Below are 21322 nucleotides of genomic sequence, written 5' to 3'. Positions count from 1 at the left end.
ACTTATTTCTCAGCGCGAGCCTTGAGGTTTTTCAAGGTATCGAACGGCGCATCGACCACGAATTTATTGGCAACCATCGACGGCACGCTGCCGCCCGGCTCGGTGTGTACCTGATAGGTCACTTCAACCTGATCGCCCTTGGGAACGAACTTCCAAAAGCCGTCGACCTTGGCAACCCGCACAAAGCCTTTTTCTTCAGGGAGGTACTTGGGCACGCCTTCGAGCTTGCGGGTCAGGCTGCCGTCGGCGCCTTCGATGGTGGTGACATGCAGCACCGAATCGCGCGGGGTGACCGGCCATGGTGTATTGAATTGGGTGTAGGTCCAGCTCTGATCGCCTTCGTGCTTGAGCAACTTCTGGGTTTTGCACTCGTGAATCCAGGCACAGGCACCAGCCGCGTCTTCCTGCAATGCGCGCAGTTTGGCCACGGTGGTTTTCATCAGGGTGACACCCTGATAAGCCTTGTAATCGGAACCGGCCACTTCACTCAGGGACACCTTGATGCCGTCTTCGTTTTTAGCGACTTTCCAGTCTTCGGCCTGGGCGAACGAGGTGGCCAATACAGCCGACAACCCACACAGAACAGCCATACGATGCAGCGAACCCATAGTCTTATTCCTTATTGTTGAAGTTCCGTTCGTTGACACATCACGCGGCGGTCATCTGCTCCCACCAGCCCAGCAGCCGGATCGCTTCTTCACTACTGCTCCCGCACACCTCGGGATCAGCTTCAAAGGCCGAGCACACCGCCGGACGCTCCGGTTGACCGAAAATATTGCACAGATTCTCGGCAGACAGTTGCAGGCAACGTTCCCCGGCGGCTTTGCCGTTGGGCATACCGGGAATGGGTGAACTGATGGATGGGGCAATACAACAGGCGCCACAGCCTTCACGGCATTTCATGACGACGAGCTCCTCGCGACGGGCAATGTGTAAACGGACGGGGCACAGAGTAACCGCTAAAACAGTTGTTTTAAATTACCGGGCCACGGGTTTTTCCACGCAAAGGGGTGTGACCGGGCAGTCTCCGACAAAGCGTCTACCCGGCGGGTTACGAACTGTCTGGATTTACCGCTTGAATTCGAATTCCAACGCTGCGCCTTCGACTTCACGGCGCTCTTCGTTGCGCATTTGCAACTGCATTTCGTTGCTGATCAAGCGACCGTTGAGCTGGAACTGACTGCTCTTGTCACCGAACATTTGCGGCAACACCGGTTCGCGCTTGGGTAATGGCACGGTGCCGATCGGTTTCAACTCATCGACCATGTCCTTGGGCAAGCTCAAATCAAGGTCGGCCGGAGGAAGTTGGGTCTTCACCACTTCACTGGCCGGTTTCGACTTGGAGACGATCGGTGGGCGTTTTTTTTCCGCAGCCGCTTTCTTTTTGACCGGTGCAGTTTTCTGGATGGGCGTATTTTTCTTTGAAGGTGTGTTTGCCGCCGGTTTCTCTTGATCGGAAGCGGCCATAACGGATACCGGCTGAGCGCTGACTAACAGACAGATCAACAACCAGGCGGCAGTAAAAATCGGTTTCATGGATCCAACGGCGCACATCGCGCAAACGACAGAGGGGCCATATGCTCGCCTGTTGCAGACGCCATGACAAGCACGGGCAGCAATAACCCGCCCGCCCGATCAAAAGCCGCCGGCCATCTCCTGGCAGAGTTGAGTGGCCAGCATGCCCAAGGTCATCAATGCGCGTTCGGCTTCCCGATTCCAGGGAATGCCACAGTTCAGTCGAATACAGTGATTGAACTGCTCGGTGTTACTGAAAATCAGCCCCGGCGCAATACTGATGCCCTGCTGCAACGCACGCACGTGCAGCTCCTGGGTATTGACTCGCCCCGGCAGGCTCACCCACAAAATGAAACCGCCGGTCGGCCGCGTCATTTGCGTGCCTTCCGGGAAATACTGCTGCACTGCCAATTGGAAGGCACTGAGGTTCTTGCGGTATTCCTGACGGATATAACGCAAATGCCGGTCGTAACCGCCATTCTCCAGATAAGCGGCAATGCCCATCTGCGTGACGCTGCAGGCCGAATGGGTGCTGAAGGTCTGCAAGCGCTGAATTTCCTGTTGATACTTGCCGGCAATCATCCAGCCAATCCGCACACCGGGCGACAGGGTTTTGGAGAAGCTCGAGCAATAGATCACCCGATCCAGCCGGTCGTAGGCCTTGAGCGCCTTGGTGCGCCCCTGCTCGAACATCAGTTCGCCGTAGATGTCGTCCTCGACCACCTGAATGTCGAAATCCGATGCCAGGCGCAGCAATTGTTTCTGCCGCTCTTCGGGCATGGTGCCGCCCAACGGATTGCTCAGGCGCGTGGTCAACACCAGCGCCTTGATCGACCATTGGTTGGCGGCCAGTTGCAGGGCTTCGAGGCTCATGCCGGTGGAGGGATCGCTGGGGATCTCGATGACCTTGAGCCCCAGCAGATCCGCCAGTTGCAGCAAACCGTAGTAGGTCGGCGATTCGGCAGCGATGAGATCGCCCGGCCGGGTCAGCACTCGCAAGGACATTTGCAAGGCATCGACGCAGCCGTGGGTGATCACCACTTCCGACGGGTCGACCACCACCCCGGCATCGCGCATGCGAATGGCCACTTGTCGGCGCAGCGGCTCGAAACCGGGGCTGAACATGTAGCTGAATGCACGGGGACTATGGAAACGGGTGACCTTGGCCAGTTGCTGATGCAGCGCCCGTACCGGCAGATAGTCGACGCTCGGCACCGCGGCGCCCAACGGGAACACACCTTCGCGGCGGGATTCGACCAGTACCTGCTGGATGATGCTGCTGCGGGTGACCAGTCCTGGACGCTCGACCCGGGCAATGTCCGGCGTCGGTGCGGTCAGGGCCGGCGTCTGGTGCACGTAATAACCCGACTGCGGCCGGGCACGGATCAACCCCTGGTCTTCGAGGTTGGCATAGGCCTGTAACACGGTGGCATGGCTGACATTGAGCTGCGAGCTCATCTTGCGTACCGAAGGCACGCGCTCTCCAGGTTGATACACACCGCGGCGGATGTCTTCAGCCAGTTGCTGAGCAATACGTTGGTAGAGCAAGAGATTGGTCATGACGCAGCACTCGATTTCACAGGCATTTTATTCTTGTAGGAAACGATACCGGAACAGTTTAGAAGTGTACGGGGACAGTTGCCACAATAGTCGACCGTACAGTGCAGTGTCAGCAAAATCTGTACTGCTTTTATCGGAAAGCTCGACTGTTTGGCAGGCACAAAAAAACCCGGCACTGACTGGCAGGCCGGGCTTGTAGGAGCCGGCTTGCTGGCGATGGCATCACTTCGGCTCCTCTGAAACACCGCGGTGATGTGATCGCCAGCAAGCCGGCTCCTACAGAGATTGAGGTTTCAATGGGAAGCCGTTATCAGCGGGCGGCGCCGAGCTGGCCTTTTTCGTCGGAGAACACAATTTCCACCCGACGGTTCTGTGCACGCCCCCGCTCGGAAGCGTTGGCGTCCACCGGGTACTCATCGCCATAACCTTCGACCTGAATACGCTTGTCTTCGATACCCAGGTCCATCAGCACATCCGCCACCGATTGCGCACGGTCACGGGACAGCTTGAGGTTTTCCTGCTTGCCGCCAGTACTGTCGGCATAACCTTCGATGCGCACCACACGCTTGGGGTTGAGCTGCAGGAACTGCACGATCTTCAACACCACACGGTTGGCCGAGTTATTCAGCTCCGCCTCTCCGGTGTCGAACAGCACATCACCCAGGGTCATCACCAGGCCCCGATCGGTCTGGGTGGTGGCCAGCGCCACAATCTGTTCTTCGAGCCATTTTCCCTGCTGCTGTACGTTGAGCAGCTTGGATTCGCGCAAGGCCAGTTGCAGGCGTTGACGCTCCAGTTCCAGCTTCGCTGCGCGCTCTTCGTTGAGCACCTGATTGGTGTGCTCGCGGGCGATTTCGCTGTAGCGTTGACTCAGGTAGGCGTAATGCGCGACATCCGAACCGCTGCCCCAATAGCTGGATAACCGGTCGGCGCGCGCCAGGGACTCACCGGCGCGAATCACATCCTTGGGCGCGATTCGCAATACGTTGGCATCTTCCTTGACCTTCTGGAAGTCAGCACCAGCCTGCTGCAACACCGCCTCGCTGTGCTGACCGGCGCAGCCGTAAAGACTCGCGCAACCTGCCAGGATAAAACCGCCGAACATCTTGGACCCGAGGCTCATTGGGTATCCCCCAATTGCTTGCGCAGGCGGGTGATGCGGGTATTGAGTACGTTCAACTGCTCCTCGCTCTTGAGGGTCAGGACCCGAGCCTCAGCCAGGCGCGCGTCAAGCTCGGCCTGCTCGGAGCGCATGCGCGCATTTTTGTAGGATTGATCGGCCATGCTGCCCTTGGCGCGATTGTACTTGTCTTCGGCCAGTTTCATTTCCGGCACTTCATCGGCCGTGGCGCCAACGGCCTTGGCCTGTTCGAGTGCCTGTGCGGTCAGGCGCATTTGTTCATTCGGCGCCGGATCGGCTGCACAACCCGCCAGAGCCAGAACGGCCAGGGCAGCGAAAAGAGGTCGAATACTCACTAAAAATCCCTACTGTTTTGGGGTACTGACAGATTGTTTCTGCTGCGCGTTCCAACGCTCGATATTGCGCTGCAGCACGGCCTCGGTCAGTCCGGACGCGGGCAATTCTGTCATCTTTTTGGCCAACTGTCCGCGCAACCACGGATCGTTGCAGGCCGAGTTATGGGAAACCGCCAGATACAGTCCCGGTTTGTCGACCGGTTGCGCGCGGGCGATCAGGTCGTTGGCCATGCCAAGTGTCTGCGCCATTGCCATGCCGGAATAGCGCCCGGCCAGGACGAATTCCACCTCACTGAGCAGCAACTTCTGAAAGGCCTCAGTCAAGTTGGGTGTACGGACAAGGTTCAGGTGCTGCTCGGCGTAAGTACCAAATGCAGAGGTCAATCGAGATTTTTCCGACAACGCGCCGGTATGACCGTGTAGGTCCTGCACGTCGTTGTAGGCCAGCGGCGAATCCCTGCGGGTCCAGACCAGATAATCGTTTTCCAGCAAGGGTGGATGGATATAGTCCAGAGACTCCAGCTCGCCGACCGTCAACGGTGCATCGGCCAACATGTCCATGCGACCACTGCGCACTTCATCCAGAGCCTGGGAGCGTTTGCCGGCGTAAAGCAGTTCAACCTTGATGCCCAACTCTTGCGCCACTTGCTGCAACAGATCGGCACTGGCGCCAATCAGGTGCCTGGGGTTCTGCGGGTCTTGCCACAGGTAGGGTGGCGCATCCGGGCTGCCGGTGACCACCAGGCGATCGCATTTGCCGGCCGCATTCGACAATACCGGCAACATTGTCAAACTCAGCAGCAATGACCAGCCACACATTCGACGCGGATCCATGGCATTACGCTCCACTCAAACCTGGTTAGATCTCCCCCTGTAGGAGCCGGCTTGCCGGCGATGGCGTCCTTGAGATCGCCATCGCCAGCAAGCCGGCTCCTACAGAAAGGGCAAAAAAAAGCCCGACCAAAAGGTCGGGCTCTTTATAAGTGAAGCAGCCGGATTAGACCAGCTTCTCCAGCTCAGGGATGGCTTCGAACAGGTCCGCCACCAGGCCGTAATCGGCCACCTGGAAGATCGGCGCTTCTTCGTCCTTGTTGATCGCTACGATCACTTTGGAGTCTTTCATGCCGGCCAGGTGCTGGATCGCGCCGGAGATACCGACCGCGATGTACAGCTGAGGAGCAACGATCTTGCCGGTCTGACCGACCTGCATGTCGTTGGGTACGAAACCTGCGTCGACCGCGGCGCGGGAAGCACCGACGGCAGCGCCCAGCTTGTCGGCCAGGGCGTACAGGTGTTTGAAGTTGTCGCCGTTCTGCATGCCGCGGCCGCCGGAAACGACGATCTTGGCAGCGGTCAGTTCCGGACGATCGGACTTGGCCAGCTCTTCGCCGACGAAGCTGGAGATTGCAGCATCGTGAGCAGCAGCAACGGATTCAACCGAAGCCGAACCACCTTCAGCGGCTACCGGGTCGAAACCGGTGGCACGCACGGTGATCACCTTGACCGCAGCGTTCGACTGAACGGTAGCGATGGCGTTACCGGCGTAGATCGGACGCTTGAAAGTGTCAGCGCTTTCGACCGAGATGATCTCGGAGATCTGGTCAACGTCCAGTGCAGCGGCAACGCGCGGCAGGATGTTTTTGCCGTTGGAAGTGGCGGCAGCCAGGATGTGGCTGTAACCCTTGCCCAGCTCGGCAACCAATGGCGCAACGTTTTCCGGCAGCTGATGCGCGTAAGCAGCATTGTCAGCGTTCAGGACTTTGCTCACGCCCGCGATTTTCGCTGCCGCTTCAGCCACGGCGCCAGCGCCCTGACCTGCAACCAGCACGTGGATGTCGCCGCCGATTTTGGCAGCGGCAGCAACGGTGTTCAGCGTGGCCGGGGCCAGCACTTTGTTGTCGTGTTCAGCAATAACCAAGATAGTCATTTAGATTACCTTCGCTTCGTTTTTCAGTTTCTCGACCAGTTCAGCCACCGACTTGACCTTGATACCCGCGCTGCGTGCAGCAGGCGCTTCGACTTTCACGGTCTTGTTGGTGGAGGCGGTGGAAACGCCCAAAGCGTCCGGAGTCAGCACTTCGAGAGGCTTCTTCTTGGCTTTCATGATGTTTGGCAGGGACGCGTAGCGCGGCTCGTTCAAACGCAGGTCGGTGGTGACGATGGCCGGCAGTTTCAGGGAAACGGTCTGCGCGCCGCCGTCGATTTCACGGGTGACAGCCACGCTGTCGCCGCTGATTTCGACTTTGGAGGCGAATGTGCCCTGACCATAGCCGCTCAATGCAGCGAGCATCTGGCCAGTCTGGTTGTTGTCGCTGTCGATGGCTTGTTTGCCAAGGATCACCAGCTGAGGCTGTTCCTTGTCGACAACAGCTTTCAACAGTTTGGCAACGGCCAGGGAAGTCAGATCTTCGGCGGACTCGACGAGGATGGCGCGGTCGGCACCCAGAGCCAGCGCGGTGCGCAGTTGCTCTTGAGCGGTGGACGGGCCGACGGAGACGACGACGATTTCAGTCGCAACGCCTTTCTCTTTCAGACGTACGGCTTCTTCCACTGCGATTTCGCAGAACGGGTTCATCGACATCTTGACGTTGGCAAGATCGACGCCGGAATTGTCCGCCTTGACGCGGACCTTGACGTTGTAATCCACAACGCGTTTGACAGCTACAAGAACCTTCATGGATTCCTCGTTACTCTCCGGTGAAAAGAAAGTCGCCTAGGCGAACCTGGCGGTTGATGCTCATGGGGCGCAAGGGCACCTCTAAAAACGCCGGCATTCGTGTCAAGTGACCATCGCTCACGATGTTCATGACCGTTCGTCAGTGGTGACCGACGAGTCATTCAATATCGCGGCGTGTAAACTGCGCGCAAACCCAAATGGCGCGTCACCTTGTACTGCCATCGCCCTGTCTTTAGAGGTGCTCTTGAAACCAACAGTCAGCCTACGGCGAGCGCAAAACCGCCCGTATCTTGACCGGAACACCTATTCCGGTCAATACGGCAAAATAGCCGTTCATAACCCGCGTGACTTTGATTTCTCTGGCTTTGCGGCAATTCAAACAAACGTTTGTATTGGACGCTAGGAGTGGTGTAGATATAATGCGCCACCCAGAGAGAAAGGTGGTTCATCGATTGTCCTCTTCCCGCATTGTGCAGGGATTCATGGATGCGACACCAAACTTCCAATTAGAAAAAAAACTGTTGAGCCTTGAGTAGGAGATAACCTGTGGAACGCGAATACATGGAATTCGACGTGGTCATCGTCGGTGCCGGCCCCGCTGGTCTTTCCGCCGCCTGCCGATTGAAGCAGAAGGCCGCCGAAGCCGGTAAGGAAATCAGCGTCTGCGTGGTTGAAAAAGGCTCCGAAGTCGGTGCTCACATCCTGTCCGGTGCGGTGTTCGAGCCTCGGGCCCTGAACGAATTGTTCCCGAACTGGAAAGAACTCGGCGCACCGCTGAACACGCCGGTCACCCGCGATGACATTTTCGTGCTGAAAAACGCCGAAAGCGCGCAGAAAGTTCCAGACTTCTTTGTGCCCAAGACCATGCACAACGAAGGCAACTACATCATCTCCCTGGGCAACCTGTGCCGCTGGTTGGCCCAGCAGGCCGAGAACCTGGGCGTGGAAATCTACCCGGGCTTCGCCGCCCAGGAAGCGCTGTTCGACGAAAATGGTGTGGTCCGCGGAATCATCACCGGTGATCTGGGCGTTGATCGCGAAGGTCATCCGAAGGAAGGCCTGTACACCCCGGGTATGGAACTGCGTGGCAAGTACACGCTGTTCGCCGAAGGTTGCCGTGGCCACATCGGCAAGCAACTGATCAAGCGCTTCAACCTCGACAGCGATGCCGACGCCCAGCATTACGGCATCGGCCTGAAAGAAATCTGGGAAGTTGACCCGGCCAAACACCAGCCAGGCCTGGTGGTACATACCGCCGGCTGGCCGATGGACATCATGGGCACCGAGAACACCGGCGGCTCGTTCCTCTATCACCTGGAAAACAACCAGGTCGTCGTCGGCCTGATCGTCGACCTGTCCTACAGCAACACCTTCCTGTCGCCGTTCGACGAGTTCCAGCGCCTCAAGCACCACCCGGTGCTCAAGCAGTACCTCGAAGGCGGCAAGCGCATCAGCTACGGCGCCCGCGCCATCTGCAAGGGCGGCCTGAACTCGCTGCCAAAAATGGTGTTCAAGGGCGGCGCGCTGATCGGCTGCGACCTCGGCACCCTGAACTTCGCCAAGATCAAAGGCAGCCATACCGCGATGAAGTCCGGCATGCTCGCTGCCGAGTCCGTGGCTGACGCGCTGTTCGCCGACCTGGACGGCACTGCAGAACTGACCACCTACGTGGACGCGTTCAAGAAGAGCTGGCTCTACGACGAACTGTTCGCCAGCCGTAACTTCGGCCCGGCGATCCACAAGTTCGGCGCCATCATCGGCGGTGGTTTCAACTGGCTGGACCAGAACATCTTCGGCGGCAAACTGCCGTTCACCCTGCACGACACCAAGCCAGATTACGCTTGCCTGAAACTGGCGGCCGACTGCAAGAAGATCGACTACCCGAAACCGGACGGCAAGATCAGCTTCGACAAATTGAGCTCGGTGTTTATCTCCGGTACCAACCACGAAGAAGAGCAGCCGTGCCACCTGAAGCTGGCTGATGCGAGCATCCCGATCACCAAGAACCTGCCGCTGTACGACGAACCTGCCCAGCGCTACTGCCCGGCCGGCGTGTATGAAGTGGTGACCAAGGAAGACGGCGAGAAACGCTTCCAGATCAACGCCCAGAACTGTGTTCACTGCAAGACCTGCGACATCAAGGATCCTGCGCAGAACATCACCTGGGTCACCCCGGAAGGTGCCGGCGGCCCGACTTACCCGAACATGTAAGCCGAACGCCACAACAAAGAATGCCCCGACTTGTCGGGGCATTTTTTTGCCAACGTGAACCTGTAGGAGCCGGCTTTCCTGCGAAGAGGCCTGCACATCCAACATCGACCTCGCCGGACACACCGCCTTCGCCAGCAAGCCGGCGCCTACAGATCAGATGTGCGCACCAAAGATCATAAAAAATGCCCGTATCTCGCGACACGGGCATTTTCTTTAGCCGGCCAGCCGATATTCCTATCGGGTGACGGAACCCACCACAGCAGCACCGGCATCACGGCGCTTGTTCTTGATGCCGTAGCAGACCCACATGAATACGACCCACACCGGAATCGCGTACACCGATGTCTGGATCCCCGGAATCAACAACATCACACCGAGAATGAACAACACGAACGCCAGGCAGATGTAGTTGCCGTACGGATACCACAAGGCCTTGAACAGCGGCGTTTGTTTGGTCTTGTTCATGTGCTGACGGAACTTGAAGTGCGAGTAGCTGATCATCGCCCAGTTGATCACCAGGGTGGCCACCACCAGCGACATCAACAGTTCCAGCGCGTTCTGCGGGATCAGGTAGTTCAGCAGCACCGCAATCAGCGTCACGGCAGCCGAAGCCAGGATCGAACGCACCGGCACGCCGCGCTTGTCGATCTTCGCCAAAGCCTTCGGTGCATCGCCCTGCTCGGCCATGCCCAGTAGCATGCGGCTGTTGCAGTAGGTGCCGCTGTTGTACACCGACAGCGCCGCGGTCAGGACCACGAAGTTGAGGATGTGCGCGGCGGTGTTGCTGCCCAGCATAGAGAACACTTGCACGAATGGGCTACCGCTGTAGGAGTCACCGGACGCGTTCAACGTGGTCAGCAGGCTATCCCAAGGTGTCAGCGACAGCAGGATGACCAGCGCGCCGATGTAGAAAATCAGGATCCGGTAGATCACCTGGTTGATCGCTTTCGGGATCACAGTTTTCGGCTTGTCGGCTTCGGCAGCAGTGAAACCCAGCATTTCCAGGCCACCGAAGGAAAACATGATGAACGCCATGGCCATCACCAGGCCGCTGATACCGTTCGGGAAGAAGCCCCCGTGGGACCACAGGTTACTGACCGCCGCTTGCGGGCCGCCATTGCCGCTGACCAGCAGGTAGCTGCCCAGGGCAATCATGCCGACGATCGCCACGACCTTGATGATCGCGAACCAGAACTCGGCCTCGCCAAAGACTTTGACGTTGGCCAGGTTGATAGCGTTGATCAGCACAAAGAACGCAGCCGCGGAGACCCAGGTCGGGATGTCCGGTGCCCAGTAGTGGATATATTTGCCGACCGCCGTCAGCTCCGACATGCCTACCAGAATGTACAGGATCCAGCAGTTCCAGCCCGACAGGAAGCCGGCAAAACCGCCCCAGTACTTGTGCGCGAAATGGCTGAAGGAACCGGCCACCGGATCTTCGACGATCATTTCGCCCAGTTGGCGCATGATCATGAAGGCGATGAAGCCGCAGATGGCGTAGCCGAGGATCATCGACGGGCCGGCGGATTTCAGTACCCCGGCCGAGCCGAGGAACAGACCGGTACCAATCGCGCCACCGAGGGCGATCAATTGAATGTGGCGATTTTTCAGGCCGCGTTTCAGCTCGCCCGAATGCGAGTTTTGTCCACTCATGAAAAGGGTCTCACGCAAGGTTTGATGATGTTCAGTAGACGTTGCTGCTTGGGAAAGGCGTTAAGCGGCACCGATCAAACCCCAGCGCAGGCACCAGGAGTTCAGCGTATTTACAACGGTCATGCGTCACCTGTTTGTTTTTATCTGTGACGAAATCGAACCCGACACGCTCGTGACGCGGCGGAGTGAACAAGGCGGATAGCCTTGAGGTTTGCGCAGATGCGCAGGAGGTCACAGGTAAAACGCGGCGCATTGTACACCGCTAACCCCCTGCTGCCAGACACCACTGGATCAGTGTGTTGGTTGCCGGGATTGCCTGTGTCCACCCCGAGAGGCTCGGGCGGCTGCCAAAAGGGGGGCTGGCCTTTGCGGACCTTTGAAGGGGACGGTTGAAAGACCGGCCCACGCTGAGAGCTGAAAACGGATTGCGGCGTTCATTGCGCCTCCTTTTTGTTCTTCACCTGCACGACAGGCATGGGGCGCATAACACCTTGCCTGGGGTGGGGAAACAAGCGGGATAGAGCGGTGAATAGAGATCGAAAGGGTTATGGAGCGGAAGAAATTTCTTACAGCTTCTGCGCGATGAAGATTTCACGGGGCCAATCGGCAGAATTCGTCAGGTTTTCTTTACGGATCGTAAAACTGTCTTTCCATCCTGAGCAATGCAGTGATCCTGCCGATGCTTTCGCGGGCAAGCCCGCTCCCACAGGTATTGGGGCGTACACAGATTTTGGGCTCGGCCCAATCACTGTGGGAGCGGGCTTGCCCGCGAAAGCGAACTGACAGACACAACATCAATTAAGCCAGACGAAAAAAAACGCCAACCCGAAGGCTGGCGTTTCTCACTTGCAGCTCAAAGCTTACCGCTGCTTCACTCCGGCTTGCGACGACCAAAACCCGGACGCTGACCGGAACCGGCCGGCGCACCGCGACGCTTGCCCGACGGCTTGTCACCGTCGACCAGCTTGATCCCCGGACGCTTCGGCGCCGGCTTGGCCGGGCGCTTGCTCTCGGCCGGACGATCCGCCACTGGTGTACCGCGACCTGCCGGAGCACCACGACCTTCGCCACGCTCGGTGCGACCGTTGGCCGGACGCGGAGTGCGTGGACCGCGCTCACCGTCCTGGCGTGCAGCAGGCTTGCGACCTGGACGCTCGCCTTCGATCTGCGGCTCACGATTGACTCGCGGGCTGGTGGCCGGCTCGCCGGTGGCTGGACGCAGAGTGCGCACGCGGTCGGTCTTGGCCATTGGCCGCGACGATTTGCGCTGCATACGCTCAAGCTTGTCTTTGCTCTTGGCGGTCATTTGCGGCATGGCCACCGGGGTCAGGCCTACTTCAGCACTCAGGATGTCGACTTCGTACTGGCTCATTTCACGCCAGCGGCCCATCGGCAGGTCGGAGTTGAGGAACACCGGACCGAAACGCACGCGCTTCAGACGGCTGACCACCAGGCCCTGGGATTCCCACAGGCGACGAACCTCACGGTTACGGCCTTCCATCACCACGCAGTGATACCAGTGGTTGAAACCTTCGCCGCCGGGTGCCTGCTTGATGTCGGTGAACTTGGCCGGGCCGTCTTCGAGCACGACGCCCGCTTTCAGGCGCTCGATCATCTCGTCGTCCACTTCACCACGCACACGCACCGCGTATTCACGGTCCATTTCGTAGGATGGGTGCATCAGGCGGTTGGCCAACTCACCGTCGGTGGTGAACATCAGCAGACCGGTGGTGTTGATGTCCAGGCGACCGATGTTGATCCAGCGACCTTCTTTCGGGCGCGGCATCTTGTCGAACACGGTTGGACGACCTTCCGGGTCGACACGGGTGCAGATTTCGCCATCGGGCTTGTTGTACATGATCACGCGGCGTACCGACTCGGCGGCTTCTTCGCGCTTGATCACCTTGCCATCGATGGTGATGGCGTCGTGCATATCGACGCGCTGCCCGAGGGTGGCGTCTTTGCCGTTGACCTTGATACGGCCGTGGCTGATCCAGGCTTCCACGTCACGGCGCGAGCCGACGCCGATACGGGCGAGGACTTTCTGCAGTTTCTCGCCTGCTGGGCCAATTGGCTGGTCGTCTTTCTGGTCGTTGATACTCATCTGGGCACCTCCCGGTGTGGTCTGTTCAGGCGGCGCCTGAAACATTGAAATCTGTAACTTTGACGAGGGGATCGTCGAAGGGTCGCGAATCATACGCTCATGACAGCGTTTGCGCATCAGAGACTAGCTGATCAATGCAAGGTTACTGGCTTTTCCGCCGACCGGTGGTGCGCATATGAATCAACCTGAGCAAAACAAAACCCTGTGGGAGCGAGCCTGCTCGCGATGACGGCAGCACATTCAACTTCTAAGTGACTGACGGTCCGCTATCGCGAGCAGGCTCACTCCCACATAAGATGGGTCAATCGTCAAATTGGCGGCGTTCGGCCTCGATGGCTTCGGCCAAGGCCAATGCTTCCGCTTCTTCATCACTAAGCTCAGGCTTCGGCTGCTCAAGGGCAGCAACAGCGGCCAGCAGTTTTTCGCGAGCGGCGGCAACGCCCAGAATGTCCTCTTCCTGCTCAGGCTCGCTTTCTGGTTCGGGCTCGTCTTCAGGTTCAGGCACTAATCCGACCTGGACGCCATCGGTTTCCGGCGGTATGTCAGCGAATTCAGGATCAGCCTCTTTCACCTCACCATCACGCAACAAATCATCGAAATCCGTCTTGATCCCCTCCTCCATGCTATCCAGCTCCAACAACAGCGTGTGGAAACTGGTTTCCTCCTTGGGCTCTTCCGGTTCGGCGCTGGCATCGGCCAGTTCCTGCAACGAAGCAGGTACGGGTGCATCGTCGAAGTCGAGCACCGGATCAGGTTCCAGCTCGCGTAATTCCGCCAATGGCGGCAAGTCGTCGAGGTTTTTCAGGTTGAAGTGATCGAGAAACGCCTTGGTCGTGGCGAACATCGCCGGTTTTCCCGGTACGTCGCGGTAACCGACGATGCGAATCCACTCGCGCTCCATCAGCGTCTTGACGATCTGGCTGTTGACCGCCACGCCCCGCACGTCTTCGATCTCCCCCCGGGTGATTGGCTGACGATAGGCAATCAGGGCAATGGTTTCGAGCATCGCCCGGGAGTAACGCTGCGGACGCTCTTCCCACAAACGACCGACCCATGGCGAAAACTTTTCGCGGATTTGCAGCCGATAGCCCGAGGCGACTTCCTTCAACTCGAATGCGCGCCCCTCGCAGGACTTGCCCAAAATGGTCAGGGCTTTCTTGAAAACCGCCGGCTCAGGCCGCTCGGCTTCTTCGAAGAGTTCGAACAGGCGCTCCAGGGATTGCGGTTTTCCCGAGGCCAACAGAAAGGCTTCAAGCAGTGGCGCCAGCTCGCGGGGTTCACTCAGGTTCATGATTCAACTCGTTATTCGGCTCGGGCTCGCACGTGGATCGCTGCGAACGGCTCATTCTGCACCAGCTCGACCAAGGATTCCTTGACCAGCTCGAGGATTGCCATAAAGGTCACTACCACGCCCAGCCGCCCTTCTTCAGCGGTGAACAGCTCGACAAACGGCACAAAACCGCCGCCCTTGAGCCGTTCCAGCACGTCGCTCATGCGTTCGCGGGTGGACAGCGCCTCGCGGCTGACCTGGTGGCTTTCGAACATGTCGCCACGGCGCAACACCTCGGCCATGGACAGCAACAGCTCTGACAGACGCACGTCCGGCAACAGCTTGCGCGCCCGGGCTTCCGGTGCGTCGAGCTTGGGCACCACCACATCACGACCGACGCGGCTCAAGCCATCGATGCCTTCGGCGGCAGCCTTGAAACGCTCGTACTCCTGCAAGCGGCGGATCAGTTCGGCGCGCGGGTCTTCTTCCTCGTCCTCGACGGTTTCCGCCCGGGGCAGCAGCATCCGCGACTTGATTTCGGCCAGCATCGCGGCCATCACCAGGTACTCGGCGGCCAGCTCCAGGCGCACCGACTGCATCAACTCGACATAGCCCATGTATTGGCGGGTGATTTCCGCCACCGGGATGTCGAGAATGTTGATGTTCTGCTTGCGGATCAGGTACAGCAGCAGGTCGAGCGGGCCTTCGAAGGCTTCGAGAAAGACTTCCAGCGCATCCGGCGGAATGTACAGGTCCAGCGGCATTTCCATGACCGCCTGGCCATAGACCATGGCGAAGGGCAGCTCTTGCTGGGCTCCGGCCTGACTGTCGACGGGTTCTACTGCGGACATCTAGGCCTCGGCCATGAACGGCGCAGGGTCGCCGCAACCGACGCGGATCACTTCCGGCTCGCCGTCGGCGAGGCTGATCACGGTGGAGGCCTTGATGCCGCCAAAACCGCCATCGATGATCAGGTCGACCTGATGCTCGAGCAACTGGCGCATTTCGTAAGGATCGGTCATGGGGTCGGTTTCACCGGGCATGATCAGGGTCACGCTCATCAGCGGCTCACCCAGCTCGGCGAGCAGCGCCAACGCGATCGGATGGCTCGGCACCCGCAGGCCGATGGTGCGCTTTTTCGGGTGCAGCAGCAGCCGCGGGACTTCGCGTGTGGCGTTGAGAATGAAGGTGTAAGGCCCCGGCAAATGGGCCTTGAGAATGCGAAAGGTCCCGGTGTCGATCTTGGCAAACAGGCCCAGTTGCGACAGATCGCTGCAGATCAGCGCGAAGTTGTGCTTTTCATCCAGCTGACGCAGGCGCCGAACGCGCTCCACGGCGACCTTGTCGCCGATCTGGCAACCGATTGCGTAGGAGGAGTCTGTGGGATAAATCACCACCCCGCCGTTGCGGATGATCTCGACAGCCTGTTTGATCAGGCGCGCTTGCGGGTTTTCCGGATGAATCTGGAAAAATTGACTCACATTCTCTACCTGTTCAGACGACGGCAATAGTTGGGTCATGTTTGAACCGACACCACAGTGGTGGCAGATCCTCCGGGAGCGGGCGGTATTCACCGATCTCGGACCAGCCTCCAGGGCCATGAAAGTCACTGCCGGCGCTGACCAGCAGACCGAATTCGCGGGCCAGAATGGCCAGGCTGCCCACTTGCTCGGCAGGCTGATGGCCATTGACCACCTCGATCGCGTGGCCCCCTGCTTGAATATAGTCGGCAATCAGGCGGCGACGCTTGCTGCGGGTGAAATCATAGTGCCAGGGATGCGCCAGACTGACCCAGGCCTTGGCCGCGCGCAGGGTTTCGACCGTTTCTTCCAGGGTCGGCCAGTGTTGCTTGACGTCCCCCAGCTTGCCGGCACCCAACCATTTGCGAAACGCTTCGGCGCGATCCTTGACGAAACCCTCGCGCACCATCCAGTCGGCAAAGTGCGGCCGGGCCGGCGCATTGCCGCTATCCCCCAGCTCCTGCTGGATTTCCCGGGCACCGTCCAGTGCGCCGGGCATGCCCTTGAGCGCCAGCTTGCGACTTATTTCTTCGGACCGTAGCCAGCGGCCGTCGTGCAATTTGGCAATGGCCTCGACCAATGGCGCGGCATTGACGTCGAAACCGTAGCCGAGCACATGTATGGTCGCGCCGCCCCAGGTACAGGACAATTCGACGCCATTGACCAGTTGCATCCCCAGCGCATCCGCCGCGTGGCGCGCCTCGTCGAGGCCCTCCAGGGTGTCGTGATCGGTCAAGGCCAGGACTCGCACGCCTTTCTCGAACGCACGCGCAACCAGAACCTTAGGCGCCAGGGCGCCATCGGAGGCCGTGCTATGGCAGTGCAAATCAACATTCACAGGGCTTTGTAACCTCAAATCAGCTGGCGCTATCGCGCGCCCATATGTTTGTTATTATGCCGCCACATCCTGCTTCTGGCTGCCACTGTGAAACAATTCATCGATTTCATCCCGCTCCTGCTGTTTTTCATCGTCTTCAAGATCGATCCACGGGTCGTCGACATCGCCGGCCACGAGGTAACTGTAGGTGGTATTTACAGCGCCACCGCGATGCTGATCATCAGTTCGCTGGTGGTCTACGGCACGCTGTTCATCAAACAGCGCAAGCTGGAGAAGAGCCAGTGGCTGACGCTCATCGCCTGCCTGGTCTTCGGTAGCCTGACCCTGGCCTTCCACAGCGAGACCTTCCTGAAATGGAAAGCCCCGGTGGTCAACTGGCTGTTTGCCCTTGCCTTCATCGGCAGCCACTTCATCGGGGACCAGTTGCTGATCAAACGCATCATGGGCCACGCGCTGACACTGCCGGATGCGATCTGGACCCGCCTGAACATCGCCTGGATCGTCTTTTTCCTGTTTTGCGGGGCCGCCAACCTGTTCGTCGCGTTCACCTTCCAGAGCTACTGGGTCGACTTCAAGGTCTTCGGCAGCCTGGGCATGACGTTGCTGTTCCTGGTCGGCCAGGGCATCTACCTGTCCCGCCACCTGCATGACGCCGATACCACATCGCCTAAAACCGAGGACTGACATGCTTTACGCAATCATTGCCACAGACGTCGCCAACTCCCTGGAAGCCCGCCTGGCCGCACGGCCTGCACACCTTGAGCGCCTGAAGGTGCTCAAGGGCGAAGGTCGCATTGTACTGGCCGGTCCGCACCCGGCGGTCGACAGCAATGATCCGGGCGCAGCGGGCTTCACCGGCAGCCTGATTGTCGCCGAGTTCGACTCCCTGAGCGCCGCCCAGGCCTGGGCCGATGCCGACCCGTACATCGCTGCCGGCGTCTACGCCAACGTTGTGGTCAAGCCGTTCAAGCAAGTCCTGCCGTAATTTTCTTCTCGCAATGCCCCCACGCGGTGAACCTTGTCGGTTCATCGCGCTCTCAATCGCTCATTATTCTCGTTTGCCGGCCGACAACCTGCCCAATACTCGTATTGGAACCAGGAGTCGCGATGCGCATAGGTCCGTTGTGTCTGATGTTGGTCACGTTGTCGATCGTGGCCCCCGCCCACGGTGAAGAAAATGCTCAGGGCGCAAACTCTACGCCGCTGTCCTTGAGCGCCGGTAGCCAGATCAACGAGTTGCAGCAGCGCTTGAAAGAAAGCGAGCGGCAACGGGAAGAGTTGAGCAAACAATTGCAAAATACCGATGGTGAACGCGAGAGCGCCCAATTGGCCCGGCTGCGCCAGGAGAACCAGCGTTTGAAGCTGCAACTCAGGGAAACCCAGGCCGGCAGTTCGACTCCACGCTTGCTGACCGATCAGCAACAGTGGTTCGTCATCGGCGCCGGAGTTGCGCTATTGGCCCTGCTCTGCGGTATCTTCGCCAGTGGCGCAAGTCGAAAACGTCGACAATGGCTAAATTGAGTGAGTCATGAGCGAGTTGTTACTGATTGATGATGACCAGGAGCTGTGTGAGCTTCTGAGCAGTTGGCTGAGCCAGGAGGGCTTTCAGGTGCGTGCCTGTCACGATGGCCAGAGTGCCCGTCGTGCGCTGGCTGAGTCCTCCCCGGCAGCCGTGGTGCTGGATGTGATGTTGCCGGACGGCAGCGGCCTGGAACTGCTCAAGCAGTTGCGCAGTGATCATCCGGACCTGCCGGTGCTGATGCTTTCGGCGCGCGGCGAACCACTGGACCGCATCCTCGGCCTGGAACTGGGTGCCGACGATTACCTGGCCAAGCCCTGCGACCCCCGGGAACTGACAGCCCGCCTGCGCGCCGTGTTGCGCCGCAGTCATCCGGCGGCGACATCCAGCCAGATGGAGCTGGGCGACCTGTGCTTCAGCCCGGTACGCGGCGTGGTCAGCATCGATGAACAGGAATTCTCCCTCACCGTTTCCGAAAGCCGGTTGCTGGAAGCCCTGCTCAAGCAACCTGGCGAGCCACTGGACAAACAGGAACTGGCGCAAATAGCGCTCGGCCGCAAGCTGACGCTGTACGACCGCAGCCTCGACATGCACGTGAGCAACCTGCGCAAGAAAATCGGCCCGCATCCCGATGGCCGTCCGCGTATCGTGGCCCTGCGCAGCCGCGGCTACTACTACAGCCTCTAACCTCCTGTAGGCGCTGACTTGCCAGCGAAAGCGGTGCGACAGACATACCGCGTCGCCATTTTCGCCAGCAAGCCGGCTCCTGCAAGGCCTGACCAGGGGTTTGTCAGGAAGGCACAAATTCATCTTTACCCAAGCTTTACGCTCCGCTGACCGCCGCTGACCTTGATCTCCGTAATCTGTACTCATCCGGAACGTACCGGGAATGAGACAAGGAGATTCACCATGCGCAAGACTCTTATCGCTCTGATGTTCGCCGCCGCCCTGCCGACCGTTGCCATGGCCATGCCTGAAGGCTCTGGCCCCATGGGTGGCCCGATGGACGGCTCGCACCACGGCGGTCAGATGCACGGCATGCACGGCAAAGGCCCGTACAGCCAGCTGGACCTGAGCCGCGAACAACGCGAGCAGATCCGTAAAATCATGGGCGAGCAGATGCATGAGCGTAAGCAAGTGGTCGAAAAATACCTGGAGAAACTCTCGCCAGCCGACCAGAAAGCGATGAAAGACGAAATGGCCGCCAACCATAAAAAAGCCGAAGCCGACGTGCGTGCCCTGCTGAAACCGGATCAACAGAAGAAATTCGACGAGATCCAGAAAAAACAGGCTGAGCGTCGCGCTGAATGGGCGGAGTTCAAGGCTTGGAAAGCGCAACAGGCGCAAAAAGCGCAATAATGCGATAACCCCCCAGCCCAGCGGCTGAACACCGTTGGGTCTGAAACTTTTTATCTAATGTGGGAGCGAGCCTGCTCGCGAAGGCGGTATGTCAGGCAGCAGTGATGTCGTCTGTCACGCCCTCTTCGCGAGCAGGCTCGCTCCCACATGGATTTGTGTTTGCTTGAGGATTTTCTGTGCGCTCATTGTTCTGGCGTATCCTGGCCAGTTTCTGGCTGGCCATCGCTCTGGTTGCAGGCCTGTCCATTTTGCTCGGCCACATGCTCAACCAGGATGCGTGGATTCTCAGTCGTCACCCCGGCCTTAACACATTGGCCGAACAATGGACGCAAACCTACGAATCCGAAGGTGAAGAAGCAGCCCAGGACATTCTGGAGCAGCGCAAACGCCAATATCACATCGACGTTCAGGTACTCAACGAGAGTGGCGACCCGGTGGTACACGGCACCTTTCCGCGACGCGCGGCGGCTTTCGAAGCGCGCCAGAACAATGATGACCGGCGCCTGCCATGGCGTCGCCTGACCGTTGAATACACCAGTGAAAAGACCGGCGACACCTACCTGCTGATCTATCGCATCCCCCACCCGGAACTCGATGCCTGGCACCGCGAAAGCCTGCTCTGGCCACTGAGTGCACTGGGCATCGCACTGGTGGTGCTGACCCTGTTCAGCTTGCTGGTGACCTTTTCCATCACCCGCCCTCTCAGCCGCTTGCGCGGTGCAGTGCATGATCTGGGGCAAACCACTTACCAACAGAACAGCCTGGTCAAACTGGCCAATCGTCGAGACGAATTCGGCGTGCTGGCCAACGATTTCAACCGCATGGGCGCGCGTCTGCAGAGCCTGATCGGCAGCCAGCGGCAATTGTTGCGGGACGTCTCCCACGAACTGCGCTCGCCCCTTGCCCGCCTGCGTATTGCGCTGGCCCTGGCGGAACGGGCCACGCCGGAAGAACGGCAAAAACTCTGGCCGCGCCTTACCCGGGAGTGTGACCGGCTTGAAGCACTGATCAGTGAAATCCTGGTACTGGCGCGGGTCGATGCCGACAATGCCAGCGCCGAAGAGGTAGACCTGAACGCGTTGCTCACGACGCTGCAACGGGATGCACAGCTGGGATCACCGGAGCAGAACGTTCGACTTGAGGCCGAGCCGCAACTGAACCTCAGGGGGTGGCCGACCATGATCGAGCGCGCCGTGGATAATCTGCTGCGCAATGCCCAGCGCTTCAATCCGGTGGGCGGGCAACCGATTGAAATGCAGGCGCTGCGCCAAGGCGAGCGGATTGTAGTGACCGTACGCGACCATGGTCCGGGCGTTGATACTGAACATTTGAATCAGCTCGGCGAGCCGTTCTACCGGGCCCCAGGGCAGACCGCGGCTGGACACGGCCTGGGGCTGGCCATTGCCCGCCGCGCGGCGGAGCGGCATGGCGGGAGTCTGGTGCTGGCCAATCATCCGGAGGGCGGATTCATTGCCAGCCTGGAATTGCCGTTGGTACCAGGGGCAGTCGTCCAACCCTGAAACCTTGTAGGAGCGAGCTTGCTCGCGAAAGCAGTGTGTCAGAAGAAGAAAGATTGACTGACACTCCGCCTTCGCGAGCAGGCTCGCTCCCACAGGAATC

The 21322-nt window shown here is 59.2% G+C and carries 22 protein-coding genes; 7 read left to right on the top strand and 15 right to left on the bottom strand.

The window, feature by feature from the left end:
* Positions 1-2: 2 nt before the first annotated feature.
* The 9 genes from BJ917_RS15230 to BJ917_RS15190 form a co-directional block, all read right to left on the bottom strand.
* On the bottom strand, positions 3-608 hold the full coding sequence (locus tag BJ917_RS15230; RefSeq protein WP_096512845.1) for an START domain-containing protein: 606 nt from the start codon (positions 606-608) through the stop codon (positions 3-5).
* 40 nt (positions 609-648) lie between these two features.
* Entirely contained in the window at positions 649-903 is a 255-nt protein-coding gene (locus BJ917_RS15225; RefSeq protein WP_096512846.1) for a YkgJ family cysteine cluster protein, read from the bottom strand.
* A 165-nt stretch (positions 904-1068) separates the two neighbouring features.
* Entirely contained in the window at positions 1069-1536 is a 468-nt protein-coding gene (locus tag BJ917_RS15220; RefSeq protein WP_121103753.1) for a translation initiation factor 2, read from the bottom strand.
* 99 nt (positions 1537-1635) lie between these two features.
* Positions 1636-3075, bottom strand: coding sequence for a PLP-dependent aminotransferase family protein (locus BJ917_RS15215; protein WP_096512847.1), 1440 nt, complete (start codon positions 3073-3075; stop codon positions 1636-1638).
* A 310-nt stretch (positions 3076-3385) separates the two neighbouring features.
* Complete coding sequence (locus BJ917_RS15210; RefSeq protein WP_121103752.1) at positions 3386-4198, bottom strand: OmpA family protein; 813 nt, start codon at positions 4196-4198, stop codon at positions 3386-3388.
* Entirely contained in the window at positions 4195-4551 is a 357-nt protein-coding gene (locus tag BJ917_RS15205; RefSeq protein WP_096512849.1) for a DUF4398 domain-containing protein, read from the bottom strand. Before BJ917_RS15205 ends, BJ917_RS15210 begins: the two co-directional genes overlap by 4 nt.
* 9 nt (positions 4552-4560) lie before the next feature.
* Entirely contained in the window at positions 4561-5385 is an 825-nt protein-coding gene (locus BJ917_RS15200; RefSeq protein ID WP_121103751.1) for an ABC transporter substrate-binding protein, read from the bottom strand.
* Between the two features lie 163 nt (positions 5386-5548).
* A complete protein-coding gene (locus BJ917_RS15195) occupies positions 5549-6478 on the bottom strand; it encodes an electron transfer flavoprotein subunit alpha/FixB family protein (protein ID WP_096512851.1) in 930 nt (309 codons plus the stop codon).
* Positions 6479-7228, bottom strand: coding sequence for an electron transfer flavoprotein subunit beta/FixA family protein (locus tag BJ917_RS15190; RefSeq protein ID WP_007987229.1), 750 nt, complete (start codon positions 7226-7228; stop codon positions 6479-6481).
* A 546-nt stretch (positions 7229-7774) separates the two neighbouring features.
* Between BJ917_RS15190 and BJ917_RS15185 the strand changes: the two genes are divergently transcribed.
* A complete protein-coding gene (locus BJ917_RS15185; protein WP_096512852.1) occupies positions 7775-9439 on the top strand; it encodes an electron transfer flavoprotein-ubiquinone oxidoreductase in 1665 nt (554 codons plus the stop codon).
* A 234-nt stretch (positions 9440-9673) separates the two neighbouring features.
* On the opposite strand, the gene BJ917_RS15180 is transcribed toward BJ917_RS15185, so the two are convergent.
* The 6 genes from BJ917_RS15180 to BJ917_RS15155 all read right to left on the bottom strand — a co-directional run bounded on the left by BJ917_RS15180 (position 9674) and on the right by BJ917_RS15155 (position 16824).
* Positions 9674-11092: an amino acid permease gene (locus tag BJ917_RS15180; protein WP_096512853.1), complete on the bottom strand. Its 1419-nt coding sequence runs from the start codon at positions 11090-11092 to the stop codon at positions 9674-9676.
* A gap of 871 nt (positions 11093-11963) precedes the next feature.
* Positions 11964-13196 carry a 23S rRNA pseudouridine(2605) synthase RluB gene (gene rluB, locus BJ917_RS15175; RefSeq protein WP_121103750.1) on the bottom strand — a complete coding sequence of 411 codons (1233 nt, stop codon included), beginning with the start codon at positions 13194-13196 and terminating at the stop codon, positions 11964-11966.
* Between the two features lie 301 nt (positions 13197-13497).
* A complete protein-coding gene (scpB, locus tag BJ917_RS15170; protein WP_096512855.1) occupies positions 13498-14487 on the bottom strand; it encodes an SMC-Scp complex subunit ScpB in 990 nt (329 codons plus the stop codon).
* Between the two features lie 11 nt (positions 14488-14498).
* Positions 14499-15197, bottom strand: a complete 699-nt coding sequence (locus BJ917_RS15165) for a ScpA family protein (protein ID WP_172901685.1) — start codon at positions 15195-15197, stop codon at positions 14499-14501.
* 120 nt (positions 15198-15317) lie between these two features.
* Positions 15318-15947 (bottom strand): L-threonylcarbamoyladenylate synthase, encoded by a 630-nt coding sequence (locus BJ917_RS15160; RefSeq protein WP_096512856.1) that lies wholly within the window; start codon positions 15945-15947, stop codon positions 15318-15320.
* Between the two features lie 13 nt (positions 15948-15960).
* Complete coding sequence (locus BJ917_RS15155) at positions 15961-16824, bottom strand: PHP domain-containing protein (RefSeq protein ID WP_121103749.1); 864 nt, start codon at positions 16822-16824, stop codon at positions 15961-15963.
* A gap of 87 nt (positions 16825-16911) precedes the next feature.
* Here BJ917_RS15155 and BJ917_RS15150 point away from each other — a divergent pair, with 87 nt between their 5' ends.
* From BJ917_RS15150 to BJ917_RS15125, 6 genes are all read left to right on the top strand, one after another.
* Positions 16912-17508 carry a septation protein A gene (locus BJ917_RS15150; protein ID WP_121103748.1) on the top strand — a complete coding sequence of 199 codons (597 nt, stop codon included), beginning with the start codon at positions 16912-16914 and terminating at the stop codon, positions 17506-17508.
* A gap of 1 nt (position 17509) precedes the next feature.
* Positions 17510-17809 carry a YciI family protein gene (locus tag BJ917_RS15145; RefSeq protein WP_121103747.1) on the top strand — a complete coding sequence of 100 codons (300 nt, stop codon included), beginning with the start codon at positions 17510-17512 and terminating at the stop codon, positions 17807-17809.
* Positions 17810-17931: 122 nt separating this feature from the next.
* On the top strand, positions 17932-18345 hold the full coding sequence (locus BJ917_RS15140) for a translation initiation factor 2 (RefSeq protein WP_096512860.1): 414 nt from the start codon (positions 17932-17934) through the stop codon (positions 18343-18345).
* 7 nt (positions 18346-18352) lie between these two features.
* Positions 18353-19030, top strand: coding sequence for a response regulator transcription factor (locus BJ917_RS15135; protein ID WP_096512861.1), 678 nt, complete (start codon positions 18353-18355; stop codon positions 19028-19030).
* 222 nt (positions 19031-19252) lie between these two features.
* Positions 19253-19702, top strand: a complete 450-nt coding sequence (locus tag BJ917_RS15130; protein WP_096512862.1) for a Spy/CpxP family protein refolding chaperone — start codon at positions 19253-19255, stop codon at positions 19700-19702.
* 176 nt (positions 19703-19878) lie between these two features.
* Positions 19879-21222, top strand: a complete 1344-nt coding sequence (locus BJ917_RS15125) for a HAMP domain-containing sensor histidine kinase (protein ID WP_096512863.1) — start codon at positions 19879-19881, stop codon at positions 21220-21222.
* The last annotated feature ends 100 nt before the right edge of the window (positions 21223-21322 follow it).

Origin of the sequence: Pseudomonas sp. WPR_5_2 (assembly GCF_003634475.1) — a bacterium.
Classification (GTDB): domain Bacteria; phylum Pseudomonadota; class Gammaproteobacteria; order Pseudomonadales; family Pseudomonadaceae; genus Aquipseudomonas; species Aquipseudomonas izuensis.
This window is presented reverse-complemented; position numbering and strand designations above follow the sequence as displayed.

Excerpts from the sequence above, each read along its gene's own strand:
- BJ917_RS15230 (WP_096512845.1), bottom strand. The coding sequence starts at position 608 with ATGGGTTCGCTGCATCGTATGGCTGTTCTGTGTGGGTTGTCGGCTGTA.
- BJ917_RS15225 (WP_096512846.1), bottom strand. The coding sequence starts at position 903 with ATGAAATGCCGTGAAGGCTGTGGCGCCTGTTGTATTGCCCCATCCATC.
- BJ917_RS15220 (WP_121103753.1), bottom strand. The coding sequence starts at position 1,536 with ATGAAACCGATTTTTACTGCCGCCTGGTTGTTGATCTGTCTGTTAGTC.
- BJ917_RS15215 (WP_096512847.1), bottom strand. The coding sequence starts at position 3,075 with ATGACCAATCTCTTGCTCTACCAACGTATTGCTCAGCAACTGGCTGAA.
- BJ917_RS15210 (WP_121103752.1), bottom strand. The coding sequence starts at position 4,198 with ATGAGCCTCGGGTCCAAGATGTTCGGCGGTTTTATCCTGGCAGGTTGC.
- BJ917_RS15200 (WP_121103751.1), bottom strand. The coding sequence starts at position 5,385 with ATGGATCCGCGTCGAATGTGTGGCTGGTCATTGCTGCTGAGTTTGACA.
- BJ917_RS15195 (WP_096512851.1), bottom strand. The coding sequence starts at position 6,478 with ATGACTATCTTGGTTATTGCTGAACACGACAACAAAGTGCTGGCCCCG.
- BJ917_RS15190 (WP_007987229.1), bottom strand. The coding sequence starts at position 7,228 with ATGAAGGTTCTTGTAGCTGTCAAACGCGTTGTGGATTACAACGTCAAG.
- BJ917_RS15180 (WP_096512853.1), bottom strand. The coding sequence starts at position 11,092 with ATGAGTGGACAAAACTCGCATTCGGGCGAGCTGAAACGCGGCCTGAAA.
- rluB (WP_121103750.1), bottom strand. The coding sequence starts at position 13,196 with ATGAGTATCAACGACCAGAAAGACGACCAGCCAATTGGCCCAGCAGGC.
- scpB (WP_096512855.1), bottom strand. The coding sequence starts at position 14,487 with ATGAACCTGAGTGAACCCCGCGAGCTGGCGCCACTGCTTGAAGCCTTT.
- BJ917_RS15145 (WP_121103747.1), top strand. The coding sequence starts at position 17,510 with ATGCTTTACGCAATCATTGCCACAGACGTCGCCAACTCCCTGGAAGCC.
- BJ917_RS15140 (WP_096512860.1), top strand. The coding sequence starts at position 17,932 with ATGCGCATAGGTCCGTTGTGTCTGATGTTGGTCACGTTGTCGATCGTG.
- BJ917_RS15135 (WP_096512861.1), top strand. The coding sequence starts at position 18,353 with ATGAGCGAGTTGTTACTGATTGATGATGACCAGGAGCTGTGTGAGCTT.
- BJ917_RS15130 (WP_096512862.1), top strand. The coding sequence starts at position 19,253 with ATGCGCAAGACTCTTATCGCTCTGATGTTCGCCGCCGCCCTGCCGACC.